Annotated in this window: 13 protein-coding genes; 3 read left to right on the top strand and 10 right to left on the bottom strand. The window is 65.4% G+C overall.

What is annotated here, in order from left to right:
* Nucleotides 1-93 precede the first annotated feature (93 nt).
* From OHB12_RS04515 to OHB12_RS04505, 3 genes are all read left to right on the top strand, one after another.
* Nucleotides 94-825, top strand: coding sequence for a nucleotidyltransferase domain-containing protein (locus OHB12_RS04515; RefSeq protein ID WP_327116424.1), 732 nt, complete (start codon nucleotides 94-96; stop codon nucleotides 823-825).
* A 49-nt stretch (nucleotides 826-874) separates the two neighbouring features.
* Complete coding sequence (locus tag OHB12_RS04510) at nucleotides 875-1,891, top strand: zinc-dependent alcohol dehydrogenase family protein (protein ID WP_327116422.1); 1,017 nt, start codon at nucleotides 875-877, stop codon at nucleotides 1,889-1,891.
* A gap of 406 nt (nucleotides 1,892-2,297) precedes the next feature.
* Complete coding sequence (locus OHB12_RS04505; protein ID WP_327116420.1) at nucleotides 2,298-2,618, top strand: hypothetical protein; 321 nt, start codon at nucleotides 2,298-2,300, stop codon at nucleotides 2,616-2,618.
* A 192-nt stretch (nucleotides 2,619-2,810) separates the two neighbouring features.
* Here the strand turns inward: OHB12_RS04505 and OHB12_RS04500 are convergent, their stop codons facing one another.
* The 10 genes from OHB12_RS04500 to OHB12_RS04460 all read right to left on the bottom strand — a co-directional run bounded on the left by OHB12_RS04500 (nucleotide 2,811) and on the right by OHB12_RS04460 (nucleotide 19,674).
* Complete coding sequence (locus OHB12_RS04500) at nucleotides 2,811-3,215, bottom strand: hypothetical protein (protein ID WP_327116418.1); 405 nt, start codon at nucleotides 3,213-3,215, stop codon at nucleotides 2,811-2,813.
* A 485-nt stretch (nucleotides 3,216-3,700) separates the two neighbouring features.
* Nucleotides 3,701-4,108, bottom strand: coding sequence for a terpene synthase family protein (locus OHB12_RS36110; protein WP_442800071.1), 408 nt, complete (start codon nucleotides 4,106-4,108; stop codon nucleotides 3,701-3,703).
* A gap of 276 nt (nucleotides 4,109-4,384) precedes the next feature.
* Nucleotides 4,385-6,367, bottom strand: a complete 1,983-nt coding sequence (locus OHB12_RS04495) for a hypothetical protein (RefSeq protein WP_327116416.1) — start codon at nucleotides 6,365-6,367, stop codon at nucleotides 4,385-4,387.
* Nucleotides 6,368-6,406: 39 nt separating this feature from the next.
* Nucleotides 6,407-7,639 carry an MBL fold metallo-hydrolase gene (locus OHB12_RS04490; RefSeq protein WP_327116414.1) on the bottom strand — a complete coding sequence of 411 codons (1,233 nt, stop codon included), beginning with the start codon at nucleotides 7,637-7,639 and terminating at the stop codon, nucleotides 6,407-6,409.
* 64 nt (nucleotides 7,640-7,703) lie between these two features.
* Complete coding sequence (locus OHB12_RS04485; protein ID WP_327116412.1) at nucleotides 7,704-9,443, bottom strand: hypothetical protein; 1,740 nt, start codon at nucleotides 9,441-9,443, stop codon at nucleotides 7,704-7,706.
* A 31-nt stretch (nucleotides 9,444-9,474) separates the two neighbouring features.
* Nucleotides 9,475-11,217, bottom strand: coding sequence for a hypothetical protein (locus tag OHB12_RS04480; protein ID WP_327116410.1), 1,743 nt, complete (start codon nucleotides 11,215-11,217; stop codon nucleotides 9,475-9,477).
* A 42-nt stretch (nucleotides 11,218-11,259) separates the two neighbouring features.
* Complete coding sequence (locus OHB12_RS04475) at nucleotides 11,260-12,990, bottom strand: discoidin domain-containing protein (RefSeq protein WP_327116408.1); 1,731 nt, start codon at nucleotides 12,988-12,990, stop codon at nucleotides 11,260-11,262.
* A complete protein-coding gene (locus tag OHB12_RS04470; protein WP_327116406.1) occupies nucleotides 12,987-13,490 on the bottom strand; it encodes a hypothetical protein in 504 nt (167 codons plus the stop codon). Before OHB12_RS04470 ends, OHB12_RS04475 begins: the two co-directional genes overlap by 4 nt.
* Nucleotides 13,487-17,473, bottom strand: a complete 3,987-nt coding sequence (locus tag OHB12_RS04465) for a discoidin domain-containing protein (RefSeq protein WP_327116404.1) — start codon at nucleotides 17,471-17,473, stop codon at nucleotides 13,487-13,489. Before OHB12_RS04465 ends, OHB12_RS04470 begins: the two co-directional genes overlap by 4 nt.
* Nucleotides 17,470-19,674, bottom strand: a complete 2,205-nt coding sequence (locus tag OHB12_RS04460; protein WP_327116402.1) for a hypothetical protein — start codon at nucleotides 19,672-19,674, stop codon at nucleotides 17,470-17,472. The genes OHB12_RS04465 and OHB12_RS04460 overlap by 4 nt, the downstream gene beginning before the upstream one ends.
* Between the last annotated feature and the right edge of the window lie 4 nt (nucleotides 19,675-19,678).

The raw sequence follows: 19,678 nt of genomic DNA, 5'->3' as shown, positions 1-19,678 counted from the left end.
CGGCCGTGTCCTGATTCCCAGTGGTGTCAACCTCCTCGACTTTCACGCCAATGCTGACCTGGCAACCCATCTGCCCGGGGACCGGTAGAACACGTGCCCGCCACCGACCTGATACTCGCCGCTACCGCCGGAGTCCACGACGCCTTCGGCGACGCACCCGTCTTCTCCTGCCTCACCGGCAGCACAGCCACCGACTCCGACACCCCCGACAGTGACATCGACCTGCTGGTCGTCCTGCCGAACGAGCTACCTGTCGCCGAGGCCATCAAACAGCGAGAAATATTCACCCACAACTACATCCGCCTCCACACGACCTTCGAGCGAACTCCGGATCTGAAATGGCCGGGAGAAGTGTGCTACGCCGCTGATCTCGACACCGCGATCAACGGTGGTGCCTTCGATCTGGCGTCCGGCCCGCGGCTGTGCCTGTGCCCCGATGATCAGCCATACCGCTACTGGATCAGCATGAGCGCAGCCGGAATTCCACTCACCGGCTCCGCTGCCTTCACCGAATACTCCACTCGGTGCGCGGCGACGCTACTCAACCACATCGAATTCAATAAGCGTTTCGCAAGCACACCGACATCCGAACGGCACCCCCATATCGACCCGCCAGAATGGGCCGAATGGCGGATAAGCCCCACCTTCGCAGCCCGTTACAACGCTCGCATTGCACCGCAGCGGAGCCCTCTTCCGTGGCGGAGACAGCTTCGAGAACCCCGACAACAACCCCGCCTCGACTTCTGGGTCACGCGTTGGCGCAATCTCGCGACCCATGCGCGCAACGGTGACGCGATCGGCACACGGTCGGATTCGAAGCGATGACCGTGAAGGAGCCCAGGCCCCACCGGTCGAACCCAGAAGGAAGAACCTGATGCGAGGCACCATCATCTACGCCCCCGGAGATATCCGCAGCGAAGAAGTACCCGACCCCACCCTCACCGCCAGGACCGACGCGATCATCCGCACCGTCGCCACCTGCGTCTGCGGGTCCGACCTGTGGCCCTACCGCGGCATCGAGCCGGTCGAAGCCCCGCAACCAATGGGACACGAATACGTCGGCATCGTCGAAGAAGTCGGCGACCAGGTCACCGGCATCACCCCGGGGCAATTCGTCGTCGGTTCCTTCGCCACCTCCGATAACACCTGCCCGAACTGCCGCAACGGCTACCACTCCTCCTGTGTGCACGGCGAATTCCTGACCACCTGCCAGGCCGAATACGTACGCATCCCCCACGCAGACGGCACCCTCGTCGCCACCGACGACCAGCCCGATCCCAGCCAGATTCCCAGCCTGCTCGCAGTATCGGATGTGATGGGCACCGGCTGGTACGCCGCCATCGCCGCCGAAGTCCGACCCGGATCAACCGCAGTCGTCGTCGGAGACGGCGCAGTCGGACTATGCGGAGTGATCGCCGCCCGAGAACTCGGCGCCGAACGCATCATCGCAATGAGCCGCCACCCCGACCGCCAGAAACTGGCCACCACCTTCGGCGCCACCGACATCGTCACCGAACGCGGCAACGACGGTGTCGCCCGCATCCAAGACATGACCAACGGCATCGGCGCCGACTCCGTCCTCGAATGCGTCGGCACCAGCGAATCCGTTACCCAGGCACTACGCTCTGCCCGCCCCGGCGGCAACGTCGGCCTCGTCGGCATCCCCCAGGGCGTACACCTGTCCGGCGAGGAACTCGTCTCCTCCCACGCCGGACTGCGCGGCGGGCCTGCACCAGTACGCCACTTCCTACCCGACCTCATCGACCTCGTCCTGCACGAACGCATCAACCCCGGCCAGGTCTTCGACCTCACCCTGCCTCTCGCCGATATTGCCAAGGGCTACAAAGCAATGGACGAACGCCGCGCAATCAAAACCCTGCTTCAACCATGACCCCACCCAGCCTGAGGGCCGCACTCAGCCAGTTGATTCCACGAGGCAGGGAACACACGCGAGGCTATGCAGCAAAGATCGCCGGGCGGACACTCCCGCAAGAACGGATAGTCAGGGCTTCCAGCTATCGAGTGGCGGTGGGGAGGAGGGAGCTGTCGAGCTTGCGGATGAACCGCGGGAGGTGGGGATCGGTGCTCGGCAGCCCGTGGGGGTCGAGGTCCCACCACCGGCCCCCGTCTGGCCCAGACTCCGCGCCCATGCGCGTAGGACGGCAGCCGCATTGGCCGCGGCATTCTTCGGAGGAGTGGCGTACCAAGTCGGAATGTCGGTGGTGGATTGGCTTCTCCGCTGAGACGCAAGTCAATGACCAACGGGTTCGGGGTTCGAGTCCACCGACGGGTGTCGGATGGACGACGTACCGTTGAAAACGCCGATACACCACTGCATCAGGGGGTATGCAATGTCCAGTTTGGAAGAGCTGTACAACGAGCTCATCGCGAAATCGAAGCTGCTTGGCCATGACCCCGGTCCCGACCGTTTACACGCGCTGCGGGAGGAACTCGACCAGCTCGACTACCGGATCCGCATCGAAGTTCCAGCAGGCGAGCGGTACTACGTGCTGAATCTGCTGAGCCGACAGGTCAATGCATACCTGACCGCCGCGGATACCCGCGCTCAAATCGCCCGCAACGTTGCCCGCGCCGAGCACGAACGTGAAGCCCACTGACGCGGCGAACCCGACCATCATGAGTCTGCGCAGCGCGCTCGCGGACTGAACACCCAACGCCCTCATCCAGTCCGAACGCAACCGTCGAGAGGGCATCGAGCGCGAACGCTGACCGTCGAGAACCATTGCGATGTGGGTGTTACCAGCGGTCAGAGCATCGGTTACGCCGGTCAGATCTCGGGTTCGTCGATCTCACCGTGCAGGCAAGGCACGCCCGTCGGTGGCGGCCAACGATGTCGCCCCAGGCGGCGGGGCAGGCTCCTCAACCGCGGGCTCGGCTTGCTCGAAGGCACTGTCGGGTTCGGGCTCAACCACCTCAGGTCCGGGTACACGCAGTCGCAGAGCCGGTTGCGGAGCAGGCCGATCGGGCACCGACGGCGGCGGTGGGTCGGGAATGATCACGGCAAGTCCGCGCTCGGGCTCGCGTGGCCCAGAGGGCGCCTGATTGGGTGTGGTAACTCCGGCCTGCACATCCGGGGTCACCCCGGACTGGCCGGGATCAGCAGCCGAGGTTCCGGCCACGGCGACGGCCATAGCGACCGGCAGTGCGCCGAGCAGGACCGCACGCCGCAGCCGACATTGTTTGCGCTCATTCATTTTCGTGCTGCCCCTCAGTCGATGGGTCCGTGATCATCACGGAAGTCAGCACCGAAACCGAGCCCGATCAACACAGAACCCGACGACGATTTACTGCGGATCTTGACGCGGCCAACCCGCTAGGTGCGGGCATGCACTCGATTCGGTGAAGGTCGCCCGAACAGCTTCGGCTGCTGCCGAAAAGTGAAGGGCGACGCTGCATCCGGTTCCGCCGCCAGCAAGATACCGGGAAACCCATCCTTCAGGGTGCATTCGTACTGTAGGTCGCTAAGCCTTCAACCGTCAACGACCAATGCAGGCACGCCACCATACCCGTCCCGGGCGACGTCCCAGAACACGCTACGAGCTTGTTGAAGATCCTGCCGCACTTGCCATGTCCGGCGACGCGGCCTCGCGCGGTAACGCCGCGCAGGTGTCGACAATGCTGTCGGGGAGCACCAGGCGGAAGAACTGGCCGGGCAGCTCGTAGCGGTGGCAGACCACCGCTACGACATGTGCGTGAAAATGACCCCAGCCCTGTGAATCGCTGCCACCGCAGCGCTGCTCCCAGCGGCGGCGACGCAACCAGCACGCGGCTGCGCTCGCCGGCCGTGCGCAGGACCTGCAGCACTTCCCGTACCGGTGGGGGCGTGAACTTCAGATCCCTCGTCCCTTCTCGGTGACCGCATGAACCACAACAGGTCCGTGTAGTCCGACGGCTTCGCGCTCTGTTCTTTGGCGGCGCTGAACATGTCGTTCAGCAGTACGGTCGCCATCATGGTGGCCTTGATGAAAGCCCGCACCGGCGGGTCGCCGAGTTCACGGGCCCCCAACTGGCAGCCCATGGTCGCCGGGGTGAACGGCAGCAGTGTACCGACACCGCATTTCGCCCACCGCCTATGAGGGTCGTTCATTCGTGTCCGTTGTCCGTCAGTGGTGGGTGGTTCGATGGTGATCCTCGATGCGGTGGACCTGGTGTAGCTCTTGATCTGGTCTTCGAGGGTTGGAGTGTTCCCGGTTTCGTGGACACCGGGAACACTCCAGTTGAGGGTGTTCCGGTTCTCGGAGGCGGTTTCACGCTCTCCGAATTTGCTTGACATGTTCAGCCTTTCATCGGTCCGCGGAACGCGATGGTTGCCGGGTCGCGATCCGCGTGGGACTCGACGCCTCAACCAGGCTGGAATCGGGGGTCACAAGAGCTGGTTGACGGCGGTGGCCTGCTCCGAGGTGATGGGCTTGGACGCCCAGCCGAATCCGACATCGGTGAGTACGACGTCCCGGTCGGCGGGCACGGCGGTACCGACGAGTGGCAAGTTCGACAGCCTGGCTTCCAGTTTTCCCGCGACGAGTACGGCGATGGCGCGATTGGGGGCGGTGCCGACGGCAGCGGCGAGGACGCCCGCGTGTTCGGTGTCAACGGTGAGTGCGAAGGTCCCGGTTCCGGTGTCGTAGCCGACGACCGCCGCACAGGCCTCCGGCCACAGCAGATCCGGTAGCTGGGTGCGCAGCTCGCTGGTGTCGACGCCGACGCCGGCCAGTAGATCGAGCACCGGGACTGCGGCGTCCGCGGATGCCTCCCATCGGGCGACGAGCTGGGAACCTGTGGCGCCTGGACGGCTCTGGAAGGTCACGGCAAAAACCAGTTCGCGCGGCGGCGCGTCCGCGATCTCGGGGACGGCCAGGATCCGCAGTTCACCGCCGATGGTAGCCGCTTCCCCGCGTCGCGCACTGACCTGGACCAGCAGCTGAGCGTCTTTGTCTCCCAACGCGAATCGGGCGGCACCCAGGAATTCGATCACACCGTCCGATCCGAATCGCAGCGCCAGCTCATCGATCGTCAATCCCTCGAGTTCCGATGGTGGGGTGATCCCGAGCACGCTCATGACCGTGGCCGGTTCGATGCCGATGGCGTGGGCGCTGAACTCCCATCCGGTGGGCGCCCAGCTGCCCGTGACGTCGAGGGCGCCATCAGCGAGGGTCCAAATACCTGTGATCTCACCTGATTTCACGCCGCCCACATCGGCGAGCCGCAGGGTGATCCCGCTCAGTTCGATGCCCTCGGTGAAACTCCACACCCCGGCCAGCGTGAATTCCAGCCCGTAACTTTGGCTCTGTTCTTGGGCGAGTTCGGCCCACAGTTCCAGTTCCTCGAGTGTGAGGTTCGCCAAGGGTGCGGGCACGATGCCATCGAACCGCGCGTCCAGCAGCGGGCCGATCGGCACCGGCTCCACCAGCCGACCCTGAAGAAACCGTCTGGGCAGACTCACCCCGACCTCTACCGTGACGTCGTCGGCAAGGGTAACGATTCCGCCGAGCATCGACGCGACGTGGCAGGCGCCGAACGGATCTGCGATAGAGAACACTGCATGGAGATCTTCGATGGTGATACCGGGGATCGCGTTCCAGGATTTGTCGATGCTCACCTCCAATCGCATAGCCCGCCAATCGGACTGCACTCCCCAGGGTCGGGGCCCGGCTAGGGCTCGCCGTGACTGTTCGGGAGTCACCAAAACGATCGCCAAGGCCCGTAGTGCGAGTGCACCAAGGACATCGCCCGGAATATCGAAACCTGTTGGGGGCAGGCCGAAGAACCGAAGCAGGGTGTCCAGATCCGGGATGGCGACCTCGTCGAACTCGGACCTGAACTGCCACGACTGTCCAGGCCGCAGCGGCGGGGCACCCCAAATGTAGGGACGCGGAACGGTGTCGGAGTCCGGGAACAGGATCTCCGCGCCGAACCCGACTACCGGCCGGGGCGGGTATGTTCCCGTGCCCGCCTCAATCCCGAGTACCAGATGCAGTTGACCCAGGTTTATCTTGGCCAGCACATCGCGGGCTTCTGTCAGGAAATCGGGCAGCCCCCGGCCGTCCGGCAGCAGGACGGCATCGATCCAGACACCCGTCACAAGTTGCTCTGCGTCATCAGCGAGGAACTCCACTTCCGCCCGGGACGCGGCCTGCCCCAGCAGGGAGATGCTGCCGACAATCGTGAGCCCATCGACATCCACGTCATCCACGGTGACATTCCGCAGCTCCAGCAGCGAGTCGGTGAGATAGTCCTGGAATAACTCCAGCGCCGGTTCCAGACCGAACTCACTGGCAGCCATCCGCAGATATCCCGCACCAGCGGCCTCCTGCAGTGCGACGCGTAACTGGTTGACGGTCAACGGCATGATGGGTCTCCTCGCACCTGCTCGGACGTGTTTCGGGTCTTATTCGGCGTGGATGGAGTAGGTGCCGTCCGTAGGATGGTCCAGGCGCAGGTGCCAGTCGGCTCCGCGCCATGCGTCACGGTTTCCGGCGAGCAGCGGTTTGTCCAGCTCCGCCGGTTGCGGGAAGGCCATTCCCGGCTCGCAGAAGTTGCTGAAAACGCCCTGCGTGGTGGACACCGCCCAGATCTGCTTCGGATCGGCAGTCGGCTGATATCCGTAGATCCGGGATCGCGCAGTCACCACCGGGTCCGCGATCCCGTTCGCGTCCCGAACCCTCTTCCACGTTGGCAGCACCCGACCGCGAATATTGGCTTCGGTGAAGGTCGTCGAGGCCCCGCTGAACTGCAGCATGCCGGTGCTGACGAACAGCCCGTCCGGGGTGGTGTGCTCGATCCACTCGTCGCAGGTCGAGGTTGCGCTGCCGTGGTGGCCCATCTTCAGCCACAGGTTTGACTGTCGGCCCATCCAATCCTTCTTTTTATCAAACCCCATCAGCAGCATTTCGGTGATGTCCACCGCATCGCCCATCAACAGCACCCGCTGGCGTTTGCCGCCACTGTCCCGTTCCCCCTGTAACACCGTCACCAAGCTGCTCTGATTCGCGATTTCCTCCTTGGTGTACTCAACACGTTTCCGTTTCGGGCCCTTGCGTCCATGGATTACACCGTCTCCGTACCAGCTACCGCCGAGCATGAGCAGATTCGCTCGGGACGTATCCCGGCTCAGTAGAGGAAGCGGTTCGGTCTGAGGGTCCATCGCAATCGGCCTCTCCTCGACCTTGTGCCCGGCCGGGCTCGTCAGCGTGTCCGGATCGGTCAGCAAATTCTTCATGAATGTGCCACCGCCCTCGCGGTACTCCATGGGATCAAGGGTGTAATAGAGGGTCTTGATGGTGTACGCGAGCTTGCCCGTGGCATCGAGCAGCACTTTGTGGAGCAGGTTGAAGTGGTCTTTGTCCGGGTGCGTGATGATCAGCGCATCGAGGGTGCGCGGGTTGTCCAGCCGCTCGAGGTAGTTCGCGAGCTTTGCTTTCAAGTGGGCGACCATCAGAGCGCTCGCGTTGCCCTTGGCGCCGGTGGGCGGTGTCATCGGCGCTACCGCTCCCGATGATCCGCAATCGATGAGGATGGCGTGCGTGCCCTTTCCCGTCGCTGGATCGACACCTCTGTCGTAGAACCACAGCAGGGTGCAATCGCCCTGACCGACATTTAAAAAGATTGCCTCGACCGGCATCTCGCCCTCCGCTCACGAGTTCTATTGACACCTGCCACACGTTGTGTGGCTCGTGGGATCGGCGCTACCCGACTCCCGAAATGGTTCCAGTGCCCAAGGGCATCCACAGCAAGGTCGCCGAGGAACTGCCCGAGCCGGTGTATTTCACGGTGGTGGCGTTGCCTTTTCGGACCGGGAGGATGGCCGAGCGCACCTCGGGTTCACCCGACGCCGTCGGCGGACTGGCCCATACGGTGGCCCCTTCGCTGCCGATCCTGGCTTCGCCCGTCGCGCCGGGCTGTCTGGTGACCGAGACCATGACGTATCCGTCGGTGGGCGGGGTGAAGGTCTGTTCGATGCCGCTGCGCATCGCGAAAATCTGCGGCGCACCGTGCAGATGCGATATACCCAACCGGGCGTCCAGGCTACCGACGACCTCGACATCGCCGGCGGTGTGTATCTGCGTGCCCGAAAGCCCCGCGGCCCCGGTGACCGTCAGCGAGTCTGTCAGGACAGCGCCCCCCGTCACCCGGATCGGTCGCTCCACCGTCAGCCCCCGGGTTGTCACCCCCGGCGAACCGATGGTGATACCCGCGCCGCCAGCAAGCGCGACTCTCTCTGTGACGGTGATGTTTTCGGTTGCGGTGAAGTCGGTAAAGGACAGCGCCTTGCGGCCCACCTCGAGGTGGGTGGTGAGATGCCGGACATGTCCGCCGCGGGTGGCTGTGAGCGTGAAATTGGTCGCGTCGAACAGCGGAGGCGATGTCCAGCTGCCGCCGCTCGCCTGCGCCGTCTGCTCGGCGCCTGTCGAATCCCGGTAGGAGATCGTGTAGTTCGCGTTCTGCACGCCATCCCACAGCAGGGTCGCGGTCCGGTTGTAGTCGACGACGGTGCTGGCCGGGCGGAAGCTGTGGACGTAGAACTCGTTGGCGACCTTCTCGACTACATATCGGCTGCGGTTGACGAAGTAGTCATCCGGGCGCCACCCGTATGCCGCCACCTGGTCCACGCTGATCGGTACTCTCCACGGCGCACCGTTCACCTCGAGTCCGGACACGGTGAATTCCACCCGGCGCGTGTTGTCGAAGGAGTCCCGGCCTTCCGGAACGAAGCGGAACACCGCGACATCGGGGTCGGAAAGGTCGGGCGCCAGCGGCGTCCAGCGCACGCCGGTGTTTCCGGCATTCACCGAACACGCGGCGGCGGCGTTGTCGGCCAAGGCCTGCGCATGGCGGCCCAGCGGAACACGGATCGCGATACCCGTGCAATGTGTCACCTGGTCTGCCCCGGACATCGGGCCCAGGATGATCCGCAGTCGACCATACTGAAGTTCGTCGAAGGTGCTGACGGGCAGCGGATTCGGGGTGGAAGTCAGAATGGTCGGAATCTCTTGGTCTGCAACGATGTCCAGCGTGCGCACCGCCACCGGATCGCTACACGGTTCGTCGACCACCAACTTCAGGACCGTGACACGCGATGATCCATGTGAAAGCGGAACCTCGATTCGCTGTACCCCCGCCCCCACCGGTCCGAACGAGCGCCAGCCTTGCTCACCGTAGACGCTGTACCACACACTGAAATTCGGCCACAGGTAGTTGCCCGCACCGTCGCCTAATTCGATCACCAGGTGACGGAGACGGTACTGGTAGCCCAGCCCGATGCGGATCTCCGCACCCGCCTGCGGCGCCTCGGCACTCAGATAGAACGTCGACGAATTGTCATCGATCATGTTTTCCGCCGGGTATCCGTCGGCGGCGGGCATTGCCGCAGTGATCCGGCCCCATCGGATGTCGGGATACGAGCTGGCGCTTTCGCTGGTCGTCATGATGTCCTTTCCGATTACGGGTTCGCGACCGTCACCCGGTCAGGGAGATTGCGCCGTTGCCGAATGGAATCCAGATCAACTCGGCGGACGAAGATCCGGTGCCGGTCAGCCGCACCTCGGCGAGATTGCCCTGGCGAACCGGCAGCAGTGTCGTGGCCTTGGTTGTGGACGAGGGATCGGCCCACACCGTGATCCCTTCGGTGGTGATGCTGGCCAGAGCGCGGGTGGTGGTCCTGGTCACCGTGAGTACCGCGTAGCCGTCCGTGCGAGGGGCGAACCGCCGGGTGGCCCCGATCGACAGCGAGAAACGCTGCGGTGTGCCGAACAGTTCGATCGCATCGTCACCCGGCTCGACGAACCGGGATACGACCAGGTCCTTGATGCGCAGCGCCTCGGTGTCCCGGATCTGTACCGCGCCAGGAGATGTCAGCGACGCGACCTGGACGGGGCCGTGCGAGGTCAGCGAGCCGATCGACAACTCACTTCTGACCAGCATCGAGCCATCGATAGTGAGTGGATTGCCGGTGCCCGAGGCGATGGTTGCGGGTGACAGACTGCCGGTGACTACCCTGGTTGCGGTATTGGATTGTGCGACAGTGAGATACGTGGTGAGGTAGTGATCCTCGTTGCCCGTGGTCGCCTTGAGTGTGAAGTGGGTGCTTTCGGACAGCGTTGGCGTCTCCCAACAGCCGTCGCTCACCGCGATATTCGTCTCGGCTCCATTCGTGCCCCGGTAGTACATCCGATACTGGGCGCTGGCGGGCCCCTCCCACCGCAGCCAAGTCTTTGTGCCTGCCGTGATTGCGGCGGTGTCCGGTCGCAGACTATGGAAATAGAAGCCGCCAGGCACTTTTTCGACGGCGACCCGGCTACGGGTGGTGACGTAGTCGTCGTCCCGGCCGGACGGCGACACCACCTGGTCGATGTCGAGGAAAACGGTCTGTGCGACACCGGTGAGTTCGATATCGGACAGGGTGAGATCGACCTGCCAGGTTCCGTCGAAGATGGCGGCATCCCGCGGCACGAAGGAGTACACCGCGTACTCGGGGTGCCGGTCGTCGAGTTCCTGTGGCTCCCACTCGGTCCCCTGGTCGGGGCCGTCGACCGCGCTCGCCGAGCATCGGACCGCTGCGGGGTCCAGGGTCAGCGCCCAGCCCTGGCGCCCGGCCGGTACGCGCACGGAGATCGCCCGGCAGTAGGTCGGCAGCGCCGCGCCGCTGCCCCAGTCGCGGCCGAACGAGAGGTGCACGGTCCCGAACCGGGCGTGTGCGAAGGTGCTCATCTGCAGGGGAGCCGGATCGGTGGTGAGCAGGGCAGGTACCCGGCTGCGCGCCGCGACCTGGAATCGGCGCACGGCCACCGGAACCGCACCCGCGGCGGTGGCCCGTAACTGCAGGTACCGGGCGGCGATCGGGTTGGCGGAATCGACATCGATCCGGTCGATCCCGGCGTCGTAGGTGCCGAGCGTCGACCAAGTCGACTTGTCCGTCGAATACTCCAATACCAGATCGGGCCAGAGGTTTTCACCGAACCCGTCGCCGAGGTCGACGGCGACACTGGACAGTTCCAGCCAGGTGCTCGGCGGCAGTGTCACCGTCACGGCATCATCCACCTGCGGATTCCGGTTGCCTAGGTGGAAGGTCCACATCCGCTCGTCGAGCATGTGCTCCGGTGGATGGCCGTCGGCCGCACCCATGGTTGTTTCGGCGGTCAGCAGCCACTCGCTGGACTGCGTGCCGGTATCCGCGGTCGCGGGAAGATCGGAGGGGGTCACGACTGCCCTTTCAGTGAAGTGAGTGAGGTGGCAGGCTGGAACTCACCAAGAACGTCCGCGTGGCTTGAATTCATGTGCTGTCCCCTGCGCGGAATCCGGTTGGTGCGCCCTCGCTACGACATAACAGCCAGGGGATGCGACAAGTACGGCTGCTGCGGTGTCCCCCGAATCCGCCTTTGCCTCGGCGACGATCTTCGCGTTCCCGTGGTCCAATTCCATGCGGCTCATGCTCGGGCCATCCGCTGTGGAAGACGCCACCAGCACGTATATCACGCTTTGCGATCCCCCACTCCAGCCGTATGACGGGTACGACTGCAGGTCCAACAGCGCGACTGCGACTTCCCGCACGGATAGCCGGCGACCCGTGAAAAAGTCGGATCTAGCTTCGATACGATCAGCGCCCGTGACTTTCCCCTCGATCTCGACGTCGCCTCCGACATTGACAGGATGTGCACAGACGAGCTCGCCGTCGGATTCGACGGTGAGATTTCCGTGGACGGTGTGCCCGCTGGTGCCTGCGAATTCGATGACCTGCCCGTCTTCCGCGGTGATCCGCGGGGTCGTGAGGGTGCCGGTCACCCGAAGCGACGCGGCATCGATCGCACCGCCCTCGACCTTTACCGACGTCGTGAGATATCGCTTCTGGCCACCGCTGGTGGTGGCTTCGAGGGTGAAATTGGCGTTCTGTGTGCACCCGGGTGTGGTCCAGAATCCATTGTCCACCTCAACACTGGTCTCTTTACCGTCCACATCGCGAAAGTACATGCGGTATTGCGCGTTTCCCGATCCGTGCCAGAGCAGATCGACCGGCTGGTTCCAGCCGACCACCGCGCTGCGTGGTCGCAGATTCTCGAAATAGAACTCATCAGCGCTCTTAGCCGCCGCATACCGGCTCACCCGCGTGGTGAATGCGTCCGGCGAATCCGGCAGCGCGGTCTCCTCTTCGATATCGATCCACGCCGTTCCTGCCGCACCGTTCATTTCGATGCTCGCCAAAGAAATCGTCAACGTCCACCCGGCGTGAAACCGCGCGGTCACTTCCGGTCGGCACCGGAACACCGTCACCTCCGGGTCGGTGCTGACGCGGGTGACATTCCAGTGATAGCCCTGTTCCTCCCCGGCCACCGGCGCCGCGCCCGACCGGATTCGTGCGGGCGCGCTGGTCAACGCCTCGGGCCGACGCCCGGTCGGTACCTTGATCAGAATCGACTTGCAGCGCACCGCCGTCGAGGCATTCGACCCAGCGGGCCCGGTGAACGAGAACACCAGTCTGCCGTACGCCGGCACCGCGAAAGTACTGACCCGCAACGGAGACGGAGCAGGCGCCACCGACGGCGGCAGGAGCCCTGGCGCGCGTACCTCGAACGAACGGATGGCGACGCGTTGCAAGTTGTCGGCGAGGCCGCGCAGTCGTAGGTACCGGGCGGTCACCGGCGTATCGGCGTAGTGCTGGAATGTCGCGACGCGGTAGGGCACGGTGGCCAACTCGGTCCAGCTGGTCGAGTTATTGGAATACTCGAGCACTCCGGAATGCAGAGTCCACTGGCCGGTGCCGCTGCCCAGTAGCAGTGTCACCGCGGCGATCGCTCGGGGCGCGCCGAAGTCGAGCATGATCCAGTCGTCTCGCTTCGGATGATCGGCGCTGCGATAGAACGTGTCTGGATCACCATCGAGCATCAGGTCCACCGGATGGCCGAAGTCCGCCCCCACGGAGGTGGTCACCACGGTGTCGGTCATGCCTGATGTGCGCTGTGACATGGTTGGCTCGCTCATGCTTGTCCTTTCAAACCGGCCAATGACCCGGCAGTGAGCGTGTTGATCCGCACCTGCCCGCCGCGGTCGGTGAAGGTGGATGCGATCGCGGTGTGTTCGGTGATGTCGACGATGTCGCTGTCGAAACCTGGGTTCATCTCGATCCGGAACGACACCCACCAGGAGCCGTCGAAGAGTGCGGGTTCTTCGGGCCGGATGCGGAAGACCACTCTGGCGGGGTCGGTGGTGTCGGGAAGAATCCACCACTGCTGTCCGTGTGCGCGCCTGCTCACCGCCGACACCGCGGTGCTCAGCGACATCGCGCGGGCGGCAAGCCGCGGATCACTGTGTGCGGCAACCGAAACGGTGAATCCGCGGCACTGCACCGGCTCATCCGATTCGATTTCGCCGTCCCCGACGGTCAACCGGAACTGCCGGTGCGTCGGCACGGTCTCGGCGCGGGGGTGGGGTCCGGCCTCTATCCGGTAGGGCAATAGCAGTGTGGAATCCGGCGTGGTCATCGGGTTCCTTCCTCTTCCAGACCTGTAGGCCGCAGCTGCAGGTATCCGGCGCGGGCGATCGGGATGGCGTCACCGAAATGGGCTGCGGTGTCGGCGGCCAGGATCGACAGATCGGTCCACATGTCGTGACCGTCACCGGTTTGTGGTTCGGCCCAAGTCCAGTCGCCGAACCAGGACGCGGGCTTCGGCATGACGACACCGCCGTCTGCTGGATCGGTGACCACGTCGAATCGTCTGATCGCCCACGGCATTCCGTTGTCTGCGCTGGTGGACCGCAGGCAGACGTAGCGGCCGGCGACGGCATCGGGGAGCCGCAGATGGTGTTCCTCGACCCGATCGGGCAAGGCGCCCAATGGCATCCACGACCGCTGGTCGATGGAGTATTCGAATACCCCGGAGTGCAGGGTGCGCTCGTGTGGCCCGTGCCCGTCGCCCTGATAGAAGTGCACCTCGGCGATGTTGCGCTCGGATCCGAGATCGAGCATCACCCACTGGCCGGTGTCAGGATGGGCGGTGCTGCGGAAGCAGGTCGACAGGTCCCCGTCGAGCATCAGTTCCACCGGATGGTCGGGATCGACCGTGAGTGAGGTGGACGCGATTGCCGTGCCGCCGGGTCGTTCCGGCGCGAGCAGCGGGTTGAGCCGGAAGGACGCGCGCACAGCGGCCAGTGCCCGATGGGTGACCTCAGCGTCGACCTTCAGGGTGGCGACCGGGAGGATGTCGGTGATGGCGTGCACGGCCGTGTGCGGGCAGACCAGCAGCGTCACGCATCGGGTGACCGGCTGGTCGACCGGACGGGCGGGCAGAGCCAGAGCCGCGCCCGTTCCGATCGGCGCGAGATAGCCACTCATGCCGACGCTGATCCAATCGGTGACGCACAGTGTCCGGTAGTCGGTGTCCTCGCCTAGCTCGGAGGTGAAGTAGCCGATCAGCCCATCGGCCAGCTGCTGGTACTCGCCGAGCCGGATCGGCCACCGGTGGGCCGGGTAATTCTCCTCGGGCGGGTTCAACGCCGTATCCCAGCTGGGGTCGATGAGCGTAGGACCGAGCAGTTCCACCCCGAGCCGGGCCCGGACCAGGGCGACCGGGCGGCCGATCAGCCGGGCCGGAGCACGGTCCTCCTCCGGTGCTGGGTCGGTGATCGCGTCCAGCGCGTTATCGATGGTGGCGATCAGGTCGGTGAAGGCGGCCAGACCCGCCTCCCGAAGTCCCACCACGAATCCGGCCATGTGCGGGTAGACGGCGGCGAATTCCTCTGGTTCGGCGAAAGCGGCGTGCGGCAACGCCGTCCAGGCGAGCGCGTCGGTCTCGTCGGCCTGGCGAATCATGCGCAGCTCACCCAGCGGGCTGCCGTCCGGTGCGTACACCAGCAATGTCCGGTCGAGGTTGTTGACCAGCACCCAACCCGCCACCGGTGTGTCCATGCCCGGCTCGGTGGATGAGGCCGCGGTCAGCGGCGCGTCATCCTGGTGGCGGACCGGCTCGAACACCAGCCGGGTGTCCTGCAACAGCCGGGGCGGCAACTGGATGAACCGATCCTGATTGGGCAGCGGAGGGGTGCTCAGCGGTTTCTCCGCGACGACACTGGTCGCGCGCACCGGCTCGAAGTCGATCGGCTGCTGCTGTTCGGGACCGACAAGGCGCAACGCCCGCCCGAAGCGGTCGATGATCCGCAGATCGGTGAAATAGAACTGGCCCGCGCGCACCGGCTGGAACCGGCGCTGGCGGCGATCGCCCGCACCGTCGGGAACATGGTTGCTCTGGCCCGCCTCGGTCAGGATGGCCGCGTCGGTGACCGGCTGAGCGGCACCGTCGAGTTGCAGCAGCCAGTCGTTGAATCCGTCGAGATTCTGCGACAGCAACTCCAGCTTGCCGAAATCCTCCATCAAGTTGCGCAGCGGTCCCGCGAATTCCGCTCCGGCACTGTCGATCAGGCGCCTGGTCTGCTCGCGCAGCACATACGGGATGGCCGGAGTAAGGAAGGCGCGCCCGGTGAAATGTGTCCAGCGCAGCGCGCCGACACCGTCACCGGACGGGGCGCCGGTCCCCTTCCAGTGGTAGCCGTCGTCGTAGAACTCCCAGTGGTCGGTACCGTCGGTCTCCAGTGGGGTCGGGCAGTAGTCGATCTCCCATTGCAGGAACAGCGGCAGCCATGGTTGCCCCCAGACGCGCGTGTATTCGGGGAACGGGCCCTCGGTGAAAGTGTCGGGGTCGGCGATGATGTCGTGCAGCGCGGTCTTGTCCGTTCCGGTCGCGGTGCGCGCCGCCTGATCGAGCATGGCCATCTCAGCGATCAGCGGCTTGGCCCACTCCAACCCGGTGATGTTGGGCGCCAGCGGATTCGACTCCGGTTGCAGCGTGGTCGAACCGACCCGCACCTCGGTCAGCAGCTGCGCGGGCAGTCGGCACGGCAGCGGGTCGTCCCCGTCGCGGCCCAGTGGCCGGGTGGTGCCGGACCCGGTGAGGACCAGAACCGGATCGTTCGGCCGATGATAGTGGGCACGCGGTGCGCGGATGAGTTCCTGATGCCTGGGCAGGCCCTTGTTCGTCGCGTATTCGCAGATGGCCGTTGGGAGTTCGGCGGGATCTTCGTGCCACGGGATCTCGGCGCGCGCCGCGGCCAGTTCCCGCTGGCGATCACGGGCCGCCGTGGTCAGTGCGCTGACCTTGTTGTCCCACTCCGTCGCATCGAACTGAAATCCAGACGGTCTGTGGTCTGCGGGCAGATGCCGCAACCACCACAGCGACCACAGCCGCCACTGGGCGTCGGCGAGCGCGGCCGCGGCGGTGTCGTGCGTGGCCTGGTCGGCGTTGAGTGTGTCCAGCCAGTCGGGCTGCGCCGGCGGCGCGTGCGGGGTGTCGGCATCGTCGCCGACACGGTTGACGACGCGCCATAGGTAGCCGCCGTCGCGTCCTGCGAACCATGAGCGGCGCATCAGTTCGTTGAGATCGATCGGCCCGTCGGCGTCGTCCAGGCTGTCCGGGTTGCCGAGGAACAGCGCGCGGACGAGTTCACCTGTGCCGGGCTGTTGAGATTGGTGATTCACCAGGGCCTCGGCTGCCTCGTCGAGACTCTGCCCGATCGCGACAGGCACATCGCTCGGGTCAGGGAGCGCGGGCCCAGGGAAGCCGATCTTGTGTTTCCATTCGACGCCGAGGGCGGTCCCCGAGTAGCGGGTGCGTTCGATGGTGTCCGGCATATTGCTCGGTGGCCGCCAGCCCAGCGCCTCCAGCACCGCGTGCAGTCCGCGCTGACGGGCGTCGGGGGGCAGCAGGCTGGGAATGTCGGCCGCGCGCCGCAGAATATCGGCGTCGTCGTCGGAGTACCAGCCGAGGACGCAATAGCTCAGCGTCGCGGTGGCCGGTCGTCTACCGCCGACTCCGAGATCTTCCAAGGTGTCCTGGAAGTGGAAGACGTTCTTGTGATACGCCGCGAATGCGGCGAAAGCAGGCAGACCGGCGCCGATCGCGGTGAGGAACAGGCCCCGAGGCGTGTTCGGTTCCCGCCACGGGCCGTCGGACAGGGCATGCGCCCGGCCGATTCGATCATAGGTGGGGCGCTCGGCGTGTGGGTTCAGGTACGGGTTCGAGGTGGCGACACCGAGACCGTCGGAGGCCAGGCAGTCGCTGTGCACTACCCAGCCCGCCGTCCGGCGCGTGGTGCCGATCGTCGAGTACCGCACGACCAGCCAGCGATTGGGCACCAGCGGGAACACACTGTCGCCGGTCTCAGGATGAAAGTAGCCGGTGGTCAACGCTTCCGGCAGCTCCCATTGCAGGTGCACGCCTTCGAAAAGGTCGTTCTCGTGCACCAATTCCCCGTTCTCATACGGCCGTGGTTCGCCAGGGTACTTCTCGGTGGGATCGACCATGAGCGAGAAGGAGGGCACCCAGCGGGTGAAGTAGCCCTCCTGTTTGCGCACGTTCTCGTTGGCGACCAGCGCGTGCAGTTCGATCGGGACGATCAGGTCGGTGTCGGTCACGGGCGGTCCTCGCTGTCGGCATTGTTGCGCGCGATGAAGCGCTGTTCGACGGGGGTGTTGACCAGCTGGATGGCGAAGGCGCCCGGCGACCTATCGGTGCCGGGGAATTCGGCGGCCAGCGCCGGTATCAGCCCACCGCTGCCGGTGAGTTTCAGCACCACCGGACGGCGACCCGAAACAGGTTGGCGCACATGGCTATCGATGACGCTGCCGGTGGCGGGGAAGTTCCTTTCCAGCGAGTGCCCGAGTCCTTTTCCTGGTGCGAGGTCGCGCAGGGTGATGACGTCGCCGTGGTCGAGGCCGAAATGGATGCCCTGACCGGGCTCGCGCATGACGATCTCGTCGGGCATCAGGTCGAACAGGCACAGCAGGGTGTCCGGCGCGACATGCTCGCGGCGTAATTCGTTGATCTCCAATCCGCCGGCGTTGATCACCATGTCGAACTCCGGTAGCTGTTCGATCAGCGCCGAGCGGATCAGCAGGCCCGCCTTCGGTCTGGCGGGATTGCGGACACCGGCGATGCCCGCACGGAACTCGCTGTGCAGCCTCTTATCGAGGGAGGTGTGGATGCCGACATCGATGGCACCGGCGATCAGCGCCTCGATCCACGCCTCGTCGACGTGGAACAGCCGCAGCGATTCCGGCGGCAGCAATCCCGGATGCGGCACCAGGTAGCTGAACGGCACCCGCCGCAGCGACTCGAGCTCGTCCAGCCAGACCGGCACGGTTGGGGCGCCTCTGGTGGCGGTGGCCCGCAGAATCTGTTGCCTGTGTGGCTCGTTCAGCGTTGCCCGCGCCTGTGCCCGGCCCAGCCGCGGCCGGCGCGTCGCGGGCCGCGGGGTGCTGCGCCCGGTGACCGCCGGGGCGGCAAGCGTCTGGAGCAGCCCCGCCCCGAAACCCGGCTCGGCCAGCCGCGCCAGCGCCGAGGCACCGGAATCCGACACCATCGGTTCGGCGCCGAAGGCCATCATCTCGACGGCCTTGTTGGCCAGCTCCCGGCGGGCCCTGGTCACCTCCTCGGTGAACACCGGATCCGCCAGCGCGAGCGTGCGCCCGAGGGTGTAGGCGGCGGCGTAGCCGATGTCGAACAGCCCGTGCTGGGTTTCGTAGATCAGCGCGTGATCGGCAGTGGTGTGCCCGGTGTCGCCGACGACCGGTGGTTTCGGCGCGTTGATCGGGGTGAACGGCCCGCGGTACCAGGCGTAGGTGAGTCCCCCCGAGGGCATCCGATACGGCACCGGCACATAGCCGAGCCGCAATCGTTCCCGTGCGTATCGCTCCGATTCACCGGGTGTGCCCGACGGCGCCGCTGGGTTCAGCCGGAGGGTGAGTGGTTCCGGATCGGTGTAACCCGGACCGGCCAGCCCAGCGAACAGGGCGGGGATATTCAGCGTCCCCACCGGATCGTTGGTGAACGACCACGATTTCAGCACACACAGCCGTACCGCGTCGGTGTTCGGTCCCGGACCGTCCGGGCCGAGCCGATCCTTGAACCCTTCCAGCGAAACCAGGTGCACCGCATAGGAACCCGGCGAGCGGGGAAATCTGTTCGCGGTCAGCACGGAGTACATGCCCTCGGTCAAGACCTCGGGGTCTTCATCACGACGCTGGGCCACGGTCCGCACATCGCGGACGTGTGCCAGGTACGGCAGCTCATCCTCGCGTGGCACGATCGCGGTGAACAGCGCGGCCGGCACATCCAGGGTCTGGCAGGGGCTCTGCTGGATCGTGGGGCCGATACCGAGATCGCTGAGTTCGGGTCCCTTGACCCGGGCTTCGTCGGGGGCGCGCAGCTTGGCCACGGTCCGCGTGACGGTCAAGCCGAGGGCCTGCGGGTCATCGGGCAGTTCTCCCTCGCCGAACACCAGCAGCGCCAGCCACTGCGGCCGATCCGACCGCCCGAGCAGCCGCCGCTCCCACGGCAGGATCGCCCGATCCAGCGTGATGTGCGGCAGCACCCGCGAATACGGGCCGCTCGCACCTGCGCCGGGATAGAGCGCGTGCACCGAGGATTCGTCCAGGACGAAGCGAACCGCCCGGATCTCGTACTGCTCCTCGACCCGTAGCACCTCCCCCCCGGTGACATCGGAATCGTTGTGGGTGAGTTCTTGTTCTGCCCGGAACGTATAGACACCGGCGACGGCCTTGGGCATCAGATTGTCGCGAAAGCGGATTTCCAGCTCGGGATCGGTGGTGGTCATCTCG

Source organism: Nocardia sp. NBC_01730 (assembly GCF_035920445.1).
In the GTDB taxonomy this organism is placed as follows: domain Bacteria; phylum Actinomycetota; class Actinomycetes; order Mycobacteriales; family Mycobacteriaceae; genus Nocardia.
This window is presented reverse-complemented; position numbering and strand designations above follow the sequence as displayed.

Excerpts from the sequence above, each read along its gene's own strand:
- OHB12_RS04510 (WP_327116422.1), top strand. The coding sequence starts at position 875 with ATGCGAGGCACCATCATCTACGCCCCCGGAGATATCCGCAGCGAAGAA.
- OHB12_RS04505 (WP_327116420.1), top strand. The coding sequence starts at position 2,298 with ATGGACGACGTACCGTTGAAAACGCCGATACACCACTGCATCAGGGGG.
- OHB12_RS04500 (WP_327116418.1), bottom strand. The coding sequence starts at position 3,215 with ATGAATGAGCGCAAACAATGTCGGCTGCGGCGTGCGGTCCTGCTCGGC.
- OHB12_RS36110 (WP_442800071.1), bottom strand. The coding sequence starts at position 4,108 with ATGAACGACCCTCATAGGCGGTGGGCGAAATGCGGTGTCGGTACACTG.
- OHB12_RS04495 (WP_327116416.1), bottom strand. The coding sequence starts at position 6,367 with ATGCCGTTGACCGTCAACCAGTTACGCGTCGCACTGCAGGAGGCCGCT.
- OHB12_RS04490 (WP_327116414.1), bottom strand. The coding sequence starts at position 7,639 with ATGCCGGTCGAGGCAATCTTTTTAAATGTCGGTCAGGGCGATTGCACC.
- OHB12_RS04485 (WP_327116412.1), bottom strand. The coding sequence starts at position 9,443 with ATGACGACCAGCGAAAGCGCCAGCTCGTATCCCGACATCCGATGGGGC.
- OHB12_RS04475 (WP_327116408.1), bottom strand. The coding sequence starts at position 12,990 with ATGAGCGAGCCAACCATGTCACAGCGCACATCAGGCATGACCGACACC.
- OHB12_RS04470 (WP_327116406.1), bottom strand. The coding sequence starts at position 13,490 with ATGACCACGCCGGATTCCACACTGCTATTGCCCTACCGGATAGAGGCC.
- OHB12_RS04460 (WP_327116402.1), bottom strand. The coding sequence starts at position 19,674 with ATGACCACCACCGATCCCGAGCTGGAAATCCGCTTTCGCGACAATCTG.